Consider the following 16,150-nt stretch of genomic DNA (forward strand, 5'->3'; position numbering starts at 1 on the left):
CCTCGGGTCCGGCGACCGGCAGCAGGTGGTCCCACAGCCAGGCGTCCGCCATCTCCGGCACCGTGTCCGTCTCCAGCCAGACGCGAAGGATGTCCTCGTACGACACACATGCATGGGCGTGGTCTTTGGAGTCCCGGCTCGGCTACCTAGGCTGCCGGGCGGCTGGGCGTCGACCGCGCCACGATGGTGTCTCTGATCGACGGCCTGGAGGAGCACGGTCTGGCGGAGCGGCGACGCAGCCCGCAGGACTGTCGCAAGAACATCGTCGAACTGACCGCGGCTGGTCAGTACTGCCTGCGTCGGGCCGAGAAGGCGCGCAGAGCGGTGGAGCGGCGTTTCCTCGCGCCGCTGGACGAGGCCGCGGCATCGCTCGTACGGGCGCTGCAGACCCTCGTGCTCGCCGGGTGAGTGCCGGAATCCGGCCCGTGTCCGTAGCCGCCCGTTCACCCGTCGTGGCGGTTCCCTCGCAGGTGGCAGGCCTTTCGCGGCCTGCTCTCCCAGGGTGGATATGCAGGTGAAAGGCACTCCGAAAGCTTGGTATTGTTGTCCACGTCGCCGCGGGGAACACCCCCGGCCAGGCGGCAGACACCTAGTCCGGGTGGCGGAATGGCAGACGCGCTAGCTTGAGGTGCTAGTGCCCTTTATCGGGCGTGGGGGTTCAAGTCCCCCCTCGGACACAACGCAGCATCACCATTGCCCCATGAGCCCCGTTCCGCGGGCACGGCAAACTGGCACCCGCTTCCGGCATCCTGCCCGGCGCGGGTGTTTTCTTGTTCCGGCGCGCTTGCGACGTCGATCCGATGCCCCAGCTTCCGTGACACGGCGTCAACTAATCGCGCAATCACGCCGGTTGACCTGCGCCGTCGTTTCGACGTCCGAACGCATGGGCAAGTGACGTGCACGAAGAGGGGGACACGGGAGTGCCTGACCTGGTACGGACGGTGAGCGGACGGCGGCTACGGGTAGAAGTGTCGGGGGACCCCCAAGGGCACCCGGTTTTTCTGCTGCACGGCATGCCCGGCAGCCGGGTCGGGCCCCGGCCCCGGCCGATGTACCTCTACCAGCGAGGTGCCCGGCTCATCACCTTCGACCGGCCCGGGTACGGGGGGTCGGACCGCAGGCCGGGGCGGCGGGTCGTGGACGTCGTCGAGGACGTCGCCGCCGTAGCCGACGCCCTCGAACTGGACCGGTTCGCGGTGGCCGGCCGTTCCGGCGGGGCACCGCACGCCCTCGCCTGTGCGGCGCTCCTGCCCGGCCGGGTGACACGGGCCGCCGCCCTGGTGTGCCTCGCGCCACGGGACGCCGAAGGACTCGACTGGTTCGCCGGGATGACCCCGTTCAACGTCCGTGACTTCCACGCGGCGTTCACCGACCCGGAGCGGTACGCGGCCGGCATCATCCCGCGCTCCGCCGCCATCCGCAGCAACCCGGCCCGCCTCCTGGAGGAGCTGCGCTCGGACCTGACCGACGAGGACCGGCTGATCGTCTCCGACAACAGCATCCGCTCGATGCTGCTGCGCAACTACCACGAGGCGCTGCGCACTTCACCGTACGGCTGGATCGACGACGCCATCGCGCTGACCAGCCCGTGGGGCTTCGACCCGGCGCACATCAGGGTGCCGGTGATGCTGTGGCACGGCGCGAAGGACGTCTTCACGCCCGCCTCCCACTTCTCCTGGCTGGCCGCGCGCATCCCGCGGGCCAGGGCCGTCCTGGAGCCCAAGGCGGCCCACTTCGCGGCACTGCGCGCCCTGCCCGACGTGCTGGACTGGCTCCTGCCGGGCGCGCCGAAGGGCTGACGGGTCACACCGCCAGCGGCTCCAGGTCGCGGTAGACCCGGCGTTCGTGCGTCACGTGGTTGGTGATGCCGTTGTTCTCGCCGAGCTGGCGCAGCTGCCGTACCAGCTCGGTCATGGCCTCCTCGCGCAGGACACCTGCCTCCTCGGTGCGGCCGAGGGCGCCGAGGGTGAGGGCGCCGTTGTTGATCACGGCCAGGGTCTCGGGATGCTGGGGGCCGAGCAGGGTGCGCAGGGTGTCGATGGCGTGCTTCTCCAGCTGCCAGGCCTCCTCCGGCCGGCCGGTCTCGGCGAGCACGATGGCGTAGTTGACGGAGCAGAACAGGGTGTGCGGGTGCTTGTCCCCGAGCACGCCCGCCATGCGGAGGAGGACCTTGCGGAAGACCGCCTCGGCCTGCTCGGCGTCCCCACAGCCCCAGTGGAAGATGCCGAGGTTGTTCATCGCGGCCTGGGTGTAGGGGTGGGCCTCGCCCGGCACCTTCACGTATTCGGTGAGCACCTTCTGCGCGACCTTGCGCGCCTCCTGCCGGTCCTCGGCCGCGAACAGGTCGGCGGCGAGGTTCAGTTCGCAGGCCAGCGAGTCCGGCGTGGCCGTCGCGTACTGCTTCTGGTACTGGTCCAGCGTCGCCGACGTCAGGGCGAGCGCGTCCTCCAGCAGGCCCGCCCGCCGCAGCGACACCGCGAGCGACTTGGCACACCTGAGCGTGCCGGGGAACTCCTTCCCCAGGATGTCCTTGTGCTGCTGGTACGCCCGCGACAGGACGGTCACCGACTCGGCGTACCGGCCGACCTCGCGCAGGTCGCGGCCGAGACATTCGGCCGACGCCAGCGTGTAGGGGTGGTCGGGGCCGAGGACCTCGGCACGGCGGGCGTAGGTCTCCTGGTCGATCTGCCGGGCCTCGCTGTAGCTGCCGACCATGCGCAGGGCCAGGGCCAGGTTGTTGGCGGCGTTCAAGGTGCGCGGGTGGGACTCGTGGAAGATCTGGCTGAACCCCTCGTGCGCCTCCTTCGCCAGCTCCACCGCCCTGGTGTACTCGCCGAGGGCGGCGAGGTCGCTGGCGAGGGCCGACGTGGTGACGTACACGTGCGGGTGCGTGGTGCCGAGGAGCTGCCGCTGGCGTTCGCGCAGGTCCTCGTCGATCTCCTGCGCCTCCACGTAGAGCCCCTGCGAACGCAGCACGTTGGCGAGCTGGCACCACAGGTACAGATACTGCACGTCGGCCTCGCCGAGCAGCGTCTTCCAGTGGGCCAGCAGGTCCTCGGCGAGCAGCTGGGCGCGCGGGAACTCGCCGCGCTTCCACAGGTAGCGGACCCGGTCGATGAGCAGCCGGCGCGGGTCCGCGTCGGTGCAGTTGCGGATGTCGGAGGCGCTCAGGTGCGGCCAGATGACGCCGAACCGGTCCCAGGACTCGGGGTCGTCGATGGGTTCGTCACCGTCGGGCCGGGCGCCGGCGAGCACCATGTGGACCGTGTGCCGGGCCTGGCGCCGCTCGTCCTCGGTCATCTGCGAGCGGATCACGGCCTGCACCAGCCGGTGCACCTGGATGGAGCTGGAGACCTGGTCGACCTTGGCCAGCGCGAGCTGGCCGATCTCCCGGATGACCCGGCCCAGGAGCAGGCTCTCCTGCAGCGCGGGGTCGTACGGCTTGAGCGCGTCGATCATCTCCTTGCTGTAGAGCAGCTGGGAGGAGATCGGCTCGGGGGCGAGGAAGGCGCACAGCTGCAGCAGCCGTACCGATGCGGGTGAACGTTCCTTCAGCCGCTCGATGGAGATGTTCCAGGTCGCGGCGACCGTCTCGGGGTAGTCGGCGGGCTGGTTGAGGGCGAGGACCGCGGTGGTCTGCTCGGTGAGCCGGCGCAGGTACTCGGTGATCGGGGTGGCGGTCTCGGCCAGCCAGGCCGCGGCCTGCTCCACGGCGAGCGGCAGGTCGCCCACGGCGATGGCCACCTGGTCGGCCTCCTCGGCGCTCAGACCCGGAGCCCGCCCGGAGAGGTGCTCGATGCTCTCGCGGCGGAGGAAGACGTCGACGGGCAGGGTCGCGCCCTGCTGCGACCACGACTGGTTGCGTGAGGTGACGAGGATGTGCCCGCTGCTGCCGGTGGGGAAGTAGCCGGTGAGGTCGTCGGGGTTGTCGGCATTGTCGAAGACGAGGATCCACCGCTTGGTGGGGATCCCGCGCGAGAGCATGTGCACGGTCTCCTGGCTCGCCAGCGCCATGTCCTCGCCGCCGGGCGCGCCGATGAGGGCGCCGAGTTCGGCGAGCGAGGCGACGACGTTGTCGACGTGTTCCGCCGACACCCACCACACCAGGTCGTAATCGGCCATGAACCGGTGCACGTACTCCAGCGCGATCTGCGTCTTGCCGACACCGCCGAGGCCGAACAGCGCCTGCGGCTGCGGCAGTACGACGGACATGCCGCCCCGCAGCTGTTCGCGCAGCTGCTCCAGGATCTGGCCGCGTCCGGTGAAGGTGTTGTTGCGCTGCGGCACGTTCAGGAACCTGGGCGTGTGCACGGGGAACCGGGGCACGCCGGGCCCGCCGTCCGGGAGTTGCGCGGGCAGCTCCAGCGCGGCGAGGAGGGCGGTGGTGCACCGGGACTCGTCAAGCCCGTTCAGGTCGACGAGTTCGGCCCGGTCCAGGTACGACTCCGGGAGCCGGCCCTCGTCGACCCGCACCGGCACCAGCGTGCCCGGTGCCGCCTCGCTCGTCATCAGGGTGCCCAGGACCGTGGCGGCGGCCTGCCGGGAGCGCAGCAGCGGGTTGGACAGCAGCACCAGCGTGCGCACGGCGGGGGCGGGCCGGTCGAGGGGGCCCGTGGACAGGTCGTGCAGCGTGACCTTGCAGCCGGCCCGCTTCAGGAGTGACTCGACCCAGTCGGCCCACATCCGGTTCTCTGCCGTGTACGCGACCACCAGCTCGGCGGCGGTGGTCGGCGGCCGCCGCCGGATGAAGGCGTCCCGGCAGCGCAGCCGCACCGACTCCTGGATCGGCGGCAGCGTGGTGACCTCGCCGTCGGAGACGACCGAGGTGAGCCGTTCGAAGGCGGACAGCAGCGACTTGGGGTCGCCCTTCTCGTCGCCGAAGGTGGCGAGGGTCTCCTCGTAGGCGTAGTAGGGCCGGTAGGGGATCTCCACGCTGCCCCAGTACGCGGTGACCTCGTCGACGCCCAGCCGTTCCCCGTCCGCGTTCTTCGGTAAGCCCTCGAACTTCAGCCGGGCCAGCGCGCGGCCGGCGTCGACCTTGTCCTTCTCGCCCTCGTCGACGCGCATCGGCACCGGCAGCACCCGTATCCGCCGCTTGCGGTGCTCGTCCCCGACGCTGTGCGCGACCTCGGCGGCGCCGTCCAGGGACTGGTCGCTCAGCGTGAAGCAGTCGACGAGGACATCCGGCATCTGGAGAGTGCAGATGTCCGCGGTGTCGGACAGCCCGGTGCGGGAGTCGATCAGGACGTAGTCGTAGGACCGCTTCATGCTGTCGCGCAACGCCTCCAGGAAGGCGCCGCCGCCGAGACGGTCGTAGAAGTTGTCCCACTCCAGGGAGGACGCCGTCGCCGAGTACGCGCGGAACTGGCGGCCCGCGGAGAGGAAGTCCAGCGAGCCCCCGCCCTGGAAGCTCATGCCCATCCGCTCGGGGGTGAGCGAGACGGCGTGCTGCTCGACGTCCGCGAACTCCAGGTGCCAGGTCCCGCTGCGACGGGTTCCGTCCGTCGCCGCCCACGCGTAGTCCTGCAGGATGTTGATGACGCCCATGGTGGCCGTGAGCGCGTTGGGGTCGAGGAACGGGTGGAAGAAGCGGTGCAGGCCGGGCGCTTCCAGGTCCCAGTCGACGGCGAGGACACGCTTGCCGCCGGCGGCGAGGATCCACGCCGTGTTGGCGAGCGCCATGGTGCGTCCGGTACCGCCCTTGTAGGAGTAGAAGGTGATGATGCGTCCGTCCCTTGCGGCCGTCATGCTTCTCCTCTGTCGCCGTCTCCCGCATCGGAGCCGGGCTCTTGGTCGGTGTCCATGAGACGTTCTCTGGGGACGTGCGGGATCTCGGGCAGCCGGGGCTCGGCCTGCCTGAGGAACTTCCGTGTCGTGTACGCCACCACGCCCGGCAGCACGTTGGTGAACGTCTTCAGGGTGGGTACACCGGCGACGGCGATACGGCAGTCGCTGCGCCGAGCCCGGTCCAGGATGGTCGGCATCGTCCGCTCCAACTCGTCGGCCAGGCCCTGCCCTTCGTCCACGAAGCACTGCGGGTCGGCCCGGTCGCGCGGGACGATCGCGCTCACCCAGGCGGGCGAGGACGCGTCGAACGTCTTCAGCCTGCGGCGGCGTTCCTCGTCGGTCAGCGCCCACAGGTCGACGAGCAGGATGCCGGGCTGCCCGTCCTCGGGCTCCTGGGCCCCGGTCGCCTCGGGGGACAGCGCCGAGGACTGGTCGCCGGTGTCCTCGTCGTCGAAGGAGGCGACGCTGACCCGGTAGTCGAGGGCACGGATCAGGTCCTCGGCGAGCGCGGGCAGGGGCCGTCTCGACTCCGCGGAGTACGGGTTCCAGTCCAGCGCGTCCTCGCCGTAGCGCGTCCGGTCGCGGTACTCGGGGACGGTGTCCCGGGTGGGCGCGGCGACGGTCAGCCGGATGTGCCGGGGCCCGGCGCCGCGCGGTTTGAACGCGCTGGGCGTGCTCTCGTAGTCGCGGGGCCGGCCGAGCGGAAGACGTGACTCGCGGGCGACCTGGACGATGCGCTCGGCCAGGCCGTAGACGGCCTCCTCGTACTCGTCGCGCCGGCGGTTGAGCTTGATCAGCCCGTAGATCCCGTTGCTGGCGCCCAACTGCTCCATGTGGATACGGCGTACGGAGTCGGGCAGGTCCGTCGTCTCGACGCGGGTCCACAGGGCGGGCACGATGGCCGACACGCTGGTCGCGCCGGCGGCCTTCGCGTGCAGTATGCGCTCGGTGAAGGCGAACCACTCCCGGCCGCACATCTCGCTGGAGAAGTAGCGGGGCGAAAAGAGCGGCACGAACACCCGGCAGGTGGCGAGATTCTCGCTCAGCTTCTCGGGCCAGCCCTCCCCGGAGCGCATCTCCCGGTCCATGAAGCCGACGGTGGAGCCGGCGGGCAGGTCGGTGAGCGCCATGATGTGGCTGCACAGGTCCCGGTACAGGACGTGCACCCAGTGGTCCGGGTCCCCGCTGTCCGGGCCCCACGGCGGAGTATGGGCGTACGACAGGAAGAAATGAGGCCGATTGTCCGGAACCCGTTCATGCACCCGTTCAGCTTTGTCCACACGTCCCCCCGCCCGCCGACAAGCCGATGGACCGCCCCCGCCGACGGCGTCTTGAACCGGAATCAACAATGTGCCTGAACGGCGCCCGTACGGTTCGTCGTTTTCACGCCAAAGCCTGGCGATATCTGGTCATCTGGCGCTTGGCGTGGCCGACCACGTCCCGCATTCCGCACAGTACGACCGTTTTTGACGCCCAGTCGGATTCCCGCAGGAACTCACGTGGCAGCCGGGACCCGATCTCGCCGAACCTGCTGTCGTCCAGGGAGAGATCACGGTACGAGACCCAGTTCCCCTTGTCCGCGACGACGCAGCGGTACGTGCGCCGGGGCGGCCTGGGCCACATCAGGTACTCGGCGTAGTGGAACGCGCTGCACACCTCGAACCCGACCCCCAGCAGCAGGATCTGGGCGTCGGCGGAGTACAGCCGTGCCATCGGTGAGAGCCTGCCGAGATGGCTGATCCGCGGGTGGCGGCGCAGCAACTTCCCTGCCTGGGGCCCGAGTCCGGCCAGCGAGGTCTGCGGGTGCGCGCTGCGCACGGCGCCGGGCGTCGACCGGACGCACTCGGCCAGTGCCCCCATCGTCGGGCACTCGGTGGCGTCCGGGTCGAACGGCGGCATCGCCCGACGGAACTCCGCCACCTCCGCCTCGCTCCGGCCCGACACGGCGGCCAGGTGTGCCCGGGAGGTGTCGGAGTTCTCGGGTGTGAAGGCCGGCACGATCAGGGTGCCCGTGGGGCCGAGTGCGTCCAACAGGGCGTCACGGACCACCTCCGGGGCAACCCCGGTATCGCTCAGCGAGGCGTGCACCATCAGTACGCCACCCGGCCGGACGCCCAACGAGCGCAATAAGTGGGGGAGTTGCTCCTTCGCGGCCCCATCGGTCAGGGAGGTGCTCGCCTGTTCAGCCACGGCGCGCCGCCCACTGGGACCACATCCGGGCCACCAACACCGCGCCGGTGGCGGTGAGTTCGTGCACCGGCAGCAGGCTGAGCGCGGTGAGCGCCCGAGCCGCCTCCTCGTAGGCCTCCCGGCCGAGCCCCTCGTCCGCCCGGTCCAGCAGTTCGCCCGCCGGGCCGCCCAGCCGGTGCAGGTCGGCCGTCGCGCGCAGGGCGGTGAGCCGCGCCCGGCGCCCGATACGGGGCAACTCCCGGGCGAACTCCTTGGGTTCGACGTCCACTGCCACGCCCAGCGCCCCGAACCCGTGCTCGCCGAGCAGTAGACCGCTGCCCGCCTCCAGCGGGGTGAGGACGGTGGGGTGGAAGGCATCCGGGTCGCTGCGCCGGTCCGGTGCGTCCTTCTCCAGCAACTCGTAGCCGCGGGCCAGCCGTTCGGCGAACTCGCCGGGCACGGGCGGCAGGGCGACAGCGGCCGGGAAGCAGTCACGGTAGGGGTCGGCGTCGTCGATGAGCGGGCCGTCCTCGGTCCACAGCCGGACCAGGGGCCGCCAACGCCCGGCGGCGGGGCCCTCGTCGAGCCGGACCCAGCTCCCGTCGGGATTCCCGTCCCCCCGGACGCGGAAGGCGCCGGGCGCCACGGTGACCTCGATCCGGCCGGTGGCGCTCAGTCGATAGGACCCCAGGGTGGGCAGGTGCAGCCGGGTGCCGGGCTGGTCCCAGGCGAGGGTGGCCCGCACCCCCGCCCGCAGGGCCGCGGCAGCCGCCAGCGACATGAAGCGTGCCGTGTCGGCGGCGCCGTGCAGGAACCGCACGAGGCCGGTGCGTGTGTAGGGGTGCGTGAGCACCTCGTCCAGATGAGGGGCGGCCTCCGGGGTGTCGTCCAGCGTCCGCAGCAGTCGCCAGGCCTGGGCCCAGTCCGGCTCGGACTCCAGACGCCCGTGCGCCCGGCGCAGCAACCCAGTGTCCAACTCCAGCTGGGCGCCCCGGAGTTGAGCGGTCCCCAGGACGGCCCGGCTGAACGTGGGATCCGTCACCCGGTCGGCGATACCGTCCACCAAGGAGCGCAGGTCGCCACAGAAGACACTGGGATTGTCGAACCCGCGTTCGGAACTGTAGCGGTGCCCGTACAGTCCGCCGCCGCAGGACCGCAGCACCGGGCAGCGACGGCACGTGTCACTGATACCTTCGACGCCCAACTGCCTTGCCTGTACGCCGGGATGCTCGGCGAACTCCGGGAAACCGTGCCGGAAGACGTCGTATCCCGTCTCGGGAGCTCCGGCATACGCCGTCTTCAGCCAGTCCGCCTGCTCGAAGGTGCCGTCCGTCTCGATCACTGCCAGATCACTCGGCGCGAGCCCCAGCGCCTCGGTCAGGCTGGGGCCGCCGCGCAGGGTGCTGAGCACCGAGTCGAACGTCCGCACCGGCATCGGGCGGCCCTGCTCCTCCCAGCGGTCGAAGACCGCGAGCAGCCAGTCGGCGTACGGGGTGCTCGCCCCGGCGGGGTTGGGCGGTGGGCTGTCCCAGGTGGAGTGGGGCAGGAGGTAGTCGATCCGCGGCGGTTGCAGTGCGGCCAGCGAATCGTGGACGACCACCGGGTCGTTCGCCACATCCACGGTAGACAGCAGTCCGCTGAAAAGGTGGCGGTATTCGGGCTCCTGCAGCAGCCGGATGCCCCGCACCACACGGTCGTAGCTGCTGCGCCCCCGACGGTCCAGTCGGTGCCGGTCGTTTGCCAGGCGGTCACCGTCGAGCGAGACGCTGACGCGGACCCCGAACTCCTTGCAGACGTCCAGGTGAGCGCGGCCCAGCGTGACGGCGTTGGTGTGCATCCGCAGGTCGAGCGTGGTGAAGGGGGAGAGCGCGCGGGTCAGTTCCGCGCAGATGTCGCGCAGCCGGGCCGGGCCCACGAGCAGCGGTTCGCCCCCGTGGAGAATCACGGAGACGGATTCCAGGGCCCGTGAGGTCGCGTACTCGGCGAGCCTGGCGGCGACGGCGCGCACGGTGTCGGGGCGGATGAAGGTCGGGCGGGACCGCCAGCTCTGGTCGGCGTGCTGATACACGTAACAGTGGTCGCAGAGCAGATCACACCTACTGTGGATCTTGAGGACCAGCTGTCTCAGAGGTGGATTATCGGTCACCTGACTCGTCACTGGAGTCAGTCTTCCAGAATCCGGACCCGAGGACACGCCAAACCGCATGAGTGGAAGGCGCATTGACGTGTCGTCAGGTCACTGACGTGGGTACACGCGGTGGCGGCTGTCCGCCGCGCGCACCCCGTCCGTGTGAAGTTACGCGCCGGCTTCCCTGGTCAGGAGGCCGAGTTGAAGGTGATCGGCAGGCCCGAGCGGCGGTCGGGGACGTCGGTCACACGGCCCGCGGCGCGCGCGGCGACGGCTGCCTGCCGGCCGTCACCGGTCAGGCGGGTGCGCCGGGCGGCAGGCGCGGAGGTGTGGGAGGGGCGCCTCATGGGCGTCACGTCGAGAATCATGATCGTTCGTCGCTCCGGTTCGAATTGTGTGGAACGGTCGTGGGTTCGGGTTGCTTCGTCTTAGGTGTGCCCAACTGGACCAATTAGGTGTGCCCAAGTGGACCAAGGGATTACGAACCGCCGAGCGAGACTGGTCCCGATGGTGCGGACCCTATACCAGGAAGGTCGGGACATCCCTTTGAGCGTGGGTCTGGTTCCGGTACTGCATCCCTTCGTACCCTGCTTGTTACGGGGCGCGCGAACGAAGTCGGGTGGCGCGCAGGGATTTCGGGGGCGCCATGCATGCCGCTATGACACCTGCACCGAGCACCATGCTGAACGACCGGGACCTGCCACCGCTGTTCCGTTCGAGTGATCAATCGGCGTTACGCCATCAGGGTGATGCCTTCCGTTCGGTCCGCACGCACCTCGTCGTGCTGCTCCTGGCCACCACGGCGGCGATGTTCATCGAGCAGGCGTCCGGCCGCATCATGGCGGCGTTCGCCGCGATCCTGTACGGCGTGACGATCCTCCTCGGGCGGCGCACCTCGCGCCGTCGCTCCCGGGCCTACTGGCAGGCGCACCGGGCAGCCGCCGAAGTGGTCAAGACGCTGGCCTGGCAGTACATGGTCCACGGAGGTCCCTTCCACTCCCGGGTCGCGGACCCCGACGCGATGTTCGGCGAGCGCCTGGAGGAGCGGCTGCGGGAGTTGCGCAAATGCGGCTGGGAGGACACCCGCGACGGGATCGGCGAGCGCGGAATGGGGCAGGTCACCGCCCAGATGCGCTTGGTGCGGTCCAAGTCGTACGCCGCTCGCCGGGACATCTACCTGCGCGACCGGCTCCTGGAGCAGGAGGTCTGGTACAAGAACCGGGCCACGCGCGCGCACCGCTCCGCCGCCCGCTGGTCGACCCTCACGGCCGCGCTGACCCTGCTCGCCCTGTCGGCCGCCATGCTGCGCACCGCCGGTCTGCTCGGCGGCGCGGACCTGGCGGGGCTGCTGAGCGCGGCGGCCGCGGCCGGCGTCGCCTGGCAGGAGGTCCGGCGGCACGGGCCGCTGACACACGCCCACACCCTCATCGAGCAGGACCTGGAGACGACCAGGATCGCCATGTCCACCACGGTGACGGAGGCGGGCTGGGCCGAAGCGGTGGGGGAGGCGGAGCGCCTGATGTCACCGGCGCACACGGAGTGGCTGGTGCGTTTCGGCGGCTGAGAGTCAGTCAGTTTCCGTCCGGCTGCCATGACTTGAGGAAGAGGACAGCCGGGTGGGGCGGAGGTCAGTCCCGATGCACCCCGGCCTGCCACAGCACGGTCACCGGTACCCCGATGCGCCGCGCGTACGCCACCACGTCGCCGGTGCCGCCCGGGCCGCGGGCCGGGCGGCCGTCCCACACGGCGATCAGCCGGTCGGCGTGATCAACGATCCAGCGCCCCGCCGCGAAGTAGGCCTTCTCGTGCGTCGGTTGGAGGGGCAGATCGACGCGGTCCGCACATGAGCTGAGGATTCTGCGGTACGTCGCCCGAGCCTCGTCGTCGCCGAGATGGGCCTCGTAGTAGTCCATGCCGGGGATCACGGCCGTCACCGGGACGCCCTCGGACAACGCGACATCGGCGAACAACTGGTCGGCGCCGGCCGCGAGACTGCTGAAGGCCTTCAACTCGACGTCTCGCCGCGCCAATTGGCGCCGGAGGGCGGAACGGACGTAGGGGAGAAGGGACATGGGGACCGAACGGTGCCCCGTCACGCCGACGCGAACGGCCGCGAGCCGGGGGACCGCGGTGGCCTTGCGCAGGAAATTGGCGGTATCGGTCGTCACGGAACGTCCCCTCCCGTCACCATCGGCAAGTACAACCTACCCAGAGCTACACGGCGTACACAGGGCGCATCGGCTCACGCAGGTGACTGCGAAGCCACCGGCGGTCCCTGCCGGGGCGGCGCTCACGGTGTCCCTCGGAGACGTGAGGTCGACGGGTTGCCGGGTGTACGGATCGCGTCGGACGTGTTAGCAACGAGATCGAGATCGAGATCAAGCACTGCGACCGACCGAAGACGGGAGTCTCCGTGGATCAGCAGCTGGCACGCCTGTTGGACAACCTCTACGAGGAAGGGCGGGCGCACGACGGGCCGTTGGCCGACCGGCTGCTGCGGTTGCGCAACATGACACCGGACGCCGCCCGGTTGATCGCCCTGCTGATCCGCGTCCGGCGCGCCACGTCCGTGCTGGAGATCGGGACCTCCAACGGCTACTCGGCGATCTGGTTTGCCGACGCGGTCCGTGACACCGGCGGTATGTTGACGACGGTGGAGATCGACGAGGACCGGGTCGCGGTCGCGCTGCGGAACCTGGCGCGCGCCGGGGTCGAGGAACACGTGGACGTGGTGCACGGCGACGGGGCCGACGTACTGGCCAAGTTGCCCGGCAGCTCGGTCGACCTGGTGGTGCTCGACGCGGAGCGGCCCGCGTACGTGGAGTACTGGACGCAGCTGCGGCGGGTGCTGAAACCGTACGGCGTGGTGGCCGTCGACAACGCGGTGAGCCATCGTGACCAGGTGGTCGCCTTCCGCGACCTGCTCACCGAAGACCCGGCGTTCGACGTGCAGCTCCACGAGTTGGGCGACGGGGTGCTCACCGGAGTCCGGGTCCGCTGACCCTCGGCGACGCGGAACTCGTCCCGCGGGTCTGCCCTGTTCGGGGGCGGCCGCGCAGCAGACGCGGACTCGTGTGCAGGGAGAGGTAGAGCTGGGTTCCGGTGAATCGTCGACTGGCAACCGCCGGCTACCGGCACGAAGGAGACCTGGGGATTCCGGGGCGAGAGGCGTTCCAAGCTCCGATCGGCATCCGTCCCCATCACCTGTATGTCGTCGTCGCGCGGTTGAAACCCCACCTGAACCACGTTCTGTTGCGCGACTACCTGCGGCGCCATCCCGATCAGGTGGAGCGGTACAGCCAGTTGAAGAAGGGGCTGGCGCGGCAGTTCACAGCCGACCGCGCCGGCCGGGCGGCCTACTCGGAAGCAAAGCGCACGCTGGTGGAGGAACTCCTCGACAGAGCGTATGCCGACCAAGGAGCCGCGTGACGTGAGCAGGTGGCGGGTAGCAGGCCGCTGAGTCGGGCAGCGCCGGGCAGGGCCTCAAGGCGTACATCCCCAGACCGACAAGCCGCCCGGATATCCGCCGCACGCCCGATGTCGCCGCACGGTTCAGCCTGCAAGGTGGCGGCCATGGGCGAACCCAGAGAACTGACGAAACGTCATAGAGGTGTGTTATCAAGCAGGTTGGCGGCCGTCGTGGCCGCTCTCTGTCTTGCCGCGGCCACCGTGAACCTGCTGCCTGCGCCCTCGTCCGCCGCGGCGGGGCCGGGTGGTGAGACGCTGGGCGAGGGCGGGCACACGGTTCGGATCAGTCGGACCGCGTACGGCGTCCCGCACATCCTGGCCGGGGACTTCGACGGGCTCGGATACGGGTACGGGTACGCGTTCGCGCAGGACAACCTGTGCGAACTCGCCGACCATGTGGTGACCCTGCGGGGTGAGCGGTCCCGGTACTTCGGGCCCGACGGAGAGTCCGGCGAGGGCGAGGTGGACCGTTCCAACCTCGCGAGCGACGCGTACTACAGCGGGCAGGTCCGCGCGGGCACCGTCCGCCAACTGCTGGACAGGAAGGCGCCGTTGGGGCCGACGGCGGAGCTGCGCCGCATGGTCGAGGGGTACGCGGCCGGGTACAACCGCTATCTGCGGGACACGGGTGTCGACCGGCTGCCCGACCCGCGCTGCAAGGGCAAGCTCTGGGTACGGCCGATCACCGCGCTCGACCTGTGGAGTGTCGTCTACGACGTCGACGAGGTGACCGCGACGGTACCGCTGGTCCCGGACATCGGCGACGCGAAGCCCCCGACGGCCTCAGGCACGGCCTCCGGCACGACATCCGCCACGCCCGCCGTCCCGGGCGTCCAGGACCTCGCCGCCGCCGACGTCGGCAGCAACGGCTGGGCCCTCGGCAGGGACGCCACCCGTACCGGCAACGCCATGGTCCTCGCCAACCCGCACCTGCCGTGGGCCGTCGGCTACTTCCGTTTCTACCAGGTGCAGTTGACGATTCCCGGCACCCTGGACGTGTCCGGAGCCGGCCTCTACGGCACCCCCCTCGTCGAGATCGGCCACAACAGCACCCTCGCCTGGACGCACACCGCGAGCGATGCCCAACACGCCTCCGTCTACGCGCTGAAGCTCGTGGCCGGCGACCCGACCAGCTATGTGCTCGACGGCAAGTCCGTGCGGATGGAACGCCGTACGGTCCCGGTCACCGTCCGGGACGCCGACGGCGGTCTGTCGACCGTCGAACGGACTCTGTACTCCTCACGCTTTGGACCGGTCCTGTCCTCCGGCTGGACCACGACGACCGCCTACGCGATCCATGACGCCAACGCCGACAACCTGCGCTCCATGAACACCTGGCTCGCCATGGGCAAGGCCCGCGACCTCGGCCAACTCCGCGCCGCCCAGGACACTTTCCAGGGCATCCCCTGGACCTACACCCTCGCGGCCGACACCAGCGGTGCCACGTACTTCACCGACTCCTCGGCCGTCCCGTACCTCACCGACGACCAACTCGCGCGCTGCACCGTCGCGGACGACGGGGAGTTCACCGCCTTGGACGGTTCCACGTCGGCCTGCGCCTGGGGCAGCGACCCCGACGCACTCGTGCCCGGCATCTACGGTCCCTCGCACCAGCCGAAGTCGATCCGTACCGACTATGTCGCCAACTCCAACAACGGGCCCCAGTACGTCAATCCAGAGGCGCCCATCACCGAACTCCCTGGGGTGTATGACATCGATCCCCACCTCGACCAGCGTGCCCAGCTCGGACTCGACATGATCGCCCAACGCCGGGACGGCACCGACGGGTTGGGCGCCGCGGGCTTCACCGAGAGCACCCTGCGCGCGTCGATGCTCGGCAATCGTGTCCTGTCCGCCGAGACGGGCCGCGACGACGTGGTCGCCCTGTGCCGCGCCCACCCGAGTCTGACGGCCACGGACGGCATGGAGGTCGACGTATCGCAGGCGTGCGCGGCCCTCGCCCGCTGGGACACCCGCGCCGACACCACCAGCCGGGGTGCCGCGCTCTGGATCACCTTCTACAACCGCCTCGCCGACCAGGGCCCGCCCACCTGGAGCCGCGTCCCCTACGACCCCGCCCAGCCCCTCACCACGCCACGCGGCATCAACGGCGACGACGCACGCGTCCAACGCGCCCTGGCCGACGCCGTCCAGGACTTCGCGGCCCGTGAGCTCCCGGTCGACGTCGAACTCGGTGCTGTACAGAAGTGGGCTGGCATCCCGCTGCCCGGCTGCGACGTGGGCTGTTTCGACGTCGTGGAGGCGAGCCCCGACGCGGGCACCGGCACCCCGACCGCCGGAGCCTTCGGCAGCAGTTTCCTGATGACCGTCGAGCTGACCCCGGGCGGCCCTCGCGGCCACACGCTCCTCACCTATGGCGAGTCGGTGAACCCGACGTCGCCCCACTTCTCGGACCAGACCCGTCTCTTCTCGCGCAAGCAGTGGGTCACCGAACGCTTCACCCAGGCGGACATCGCCGCTGACCCGGCCCTGGAGGTGACGACTCTGCGCAGGTGACGCCGGTCGACACAGCGCGGGCCGGTCGCAACTCGGCCGCCCGGGCGTGGGGTTGACTGGTACATACCAATGCGGTTCAGT

General features: G+C 70.3%; 12 protein-coding genes and 1 tRNA gene. 7 read left to right on the forward strand and 6 right to left on the reverse strand.

The window, feature by feature from the left end:
- Positions 1 to 162: 162 nt before the first annotated feature.
- The 3 genes from AB0I69_RS13075 (at position 163) to AB0I69_RS13085 (ending at position 1,799) form a co-directional block, all read left to right on the forward strand.
- A complete protein-coding gene (locus tag AB0I69_RS13075; protein WP_363096132.1) occupies positions 163 to 408 on the forward strand; it encodes a MarR family transcriptional regulator in 246 nt (81 codons plus the stop codon).
- A 184-nt stretch (positions 409 to 592) separates the two neighbouring features.
- A tRNA-Leu gene (locus tag AB0I69_RS13080) sits at positions 593 to 677 on the forward strand.
- A 243-nt stretch (positions 678 to 920) separates the two neighbouring features.
- A complete protein-coding gene (locus AB0I69_RS13085) occupies positions 921 to 1,799 on the forward strand; it encodes an alpha/beta hydrolase (RefSeq protein WP_363095692.1) in 879 nt (292 codons plus the stop codon).
- Positions 1,800 to 1,803: 4 nt separating this feature from the next.
- Here the strand turns inward: AB0I69_RS13085 and fxsT are convergent, their stop codons facing one another.
- The 5 genes from fxsT to AB0I69_RS13110 all read right to left on the reverse strand — a co-directional run bounded on the left by fxsT (position 1,804) and on the right by AB0I69_RS13110 (position 10,440).
- Positions 1,804 to 5,748 carry an FxSxx-COOH system tetratricopeptide repeat protein gene (fxsT, locus tag AB0I69_RS13090; RefSeq protein ID WP_363095693.1) on the reverse strand — a complete coding sequence of 1,315 codons (3,945 nt, stop codon included), beginning with the start codon at positions 5,746 to 5,748 and terminating at the stop codon, positions 1,804 to 1,806.
- Positions 5,745 to 7,049: a TIR-like protein FxsC gene (locus tag AB0I69_RS13095; RefSeq protein WP_363095694.1), complete on the reverse strand. Its 1,305-nt coding sequence runs from the start codon at positions 7,047 to 7,049 to the stop codon at positions 5,745 to 5,747. The genes fxsT and AB0I69_RS13095 overlap by 4 nt, the downstream gene beginning before the upstream one ends.
- Positions 7,050 to 7,170: 121 nt before the next feature.
- A complete protein-coding gene (locus AB0I69_RS13100; protein ID WP_363095695.1) occupies positions 7,171 to 7,878 on the reverse strand; it encodes an AAC(3) family N-acetyltransferase in 708 nt (235 codons plus the stop codon).
- Between the two features lie 91 nt (positions 7,879 to 7,969).
- Complete coding sequence (gene fxsB, locus AB0I69_RS13105) at positions 7,970 to 10,162, reverse strand: radical SAM/SPASM protein FxsB, inactivated metallohydrolase extension form (RefSeq protein WP_363095696.1); 2,193 nt, start codon at positions 10,160 to 10,162, stop codon at positions 7,970 to 7,972.
- A gap of 110 nt (positions 10,163 to 10,272) precedes the next feature.
- Positions 10,273 to 10,440, reverse strand: coding sequence for a hypothetical protein (locus AB0I69_RS13110; protein ID WP_363095697.1), 168 nt, complete (start codon positions 10,438 to 10,440; stop codon positions 10,273 to 10,275).
- A gap of 302 nt (positions 10,441 to 10,742) precedes the next feature.
- On the opposite strand from AB0I69_RS13110, the gene AB0I69_RS13115 reads away from it, so the two are divergent.
- On the forward strand, positions 10,743 to 11,648 hold the full coding sequence (locus AB0I69_RS13115) for a DUF4231 domain-containing protein (protein ID WP_363095698.1): 906 nt from the start codon (positions 10,743 to 10,745) through the stop codon (positions 11,646 to 11,648).
- A 64-nt stretch (positions 11,649 to 11,712) separates the two neighbouring features.
- Here AB0I69_RS13115 and AB0I69_RS13120 read toward each other — a convergent pair whose 3' ends face one another.
- Positions 11,713 to 12,156 (reverse strand): hypothetical protein, encoded by a 444-nt coding sequence (locus AB0I69_RS13120; protein WP_363096133.1) that lies wholly within the window; start codon positions 12,154 to 12,156, stop codon positions 11,713 to 11,715.
- A 341-nt stretch (positions 12,157 to 12,497) separates the two neighbouring features.
- Here AB0I69_RS13120 and AB0I69_RS13125 point away from each other — a divergent pair, with 341 nt between their 5' ends.
- From AB0I69_RS13125 to AB0I69_RS13135, 3 genes are all read left to right on the forward strand, one after another.
- On the forward strand, positions 12,498 to 13,085 hold the full coding sequence (locus tag AB0I69_RS13125) for a class I SAM-dependent methyltransferase (RefSeq protein ID WP_363095699.1): 588 nt from the start codon (positions 12,498 to 12,500) through the stop codon (positions 13,083 to 13,085).
- Between the two features lie 101 nt (positions 13,086 to 13,186).
- A complete protein-coding gene (locus AB0I69_RS13130) occupies positions 13,187 to 13,513 on the forward strand; it encodes a GrpB family protein (RefSeq protein ID WP_363095700.1) in 327 nt (108 codons plus the stop codon).
- A 210-nt stretch (positions 13,514 to 13,723) separates the two neighbouring features.
- Positions 13,724 to 16,069 (forward strand): penicillin acylase family protein, encoded by a 2,346-nt coding sequence (locus AB0I69_RS13135; protein ID WP_363095701.1) that lies wholly within the window; start codon positions 13,724 to 13,726, stop codon positions 16,067 to 16,069.
- Positions 16,070 to 16,150 lie beyond the last annotated feature (81 nt).

The organism is Streptomyces sp. NPDC050508 (assembly GCF_040655155.1).
Classification (GTDB): Bacteria; Actinomycetota; Actinomycetes; order Streptomycetales; family Streptomycetaceae; genus Streptomyces.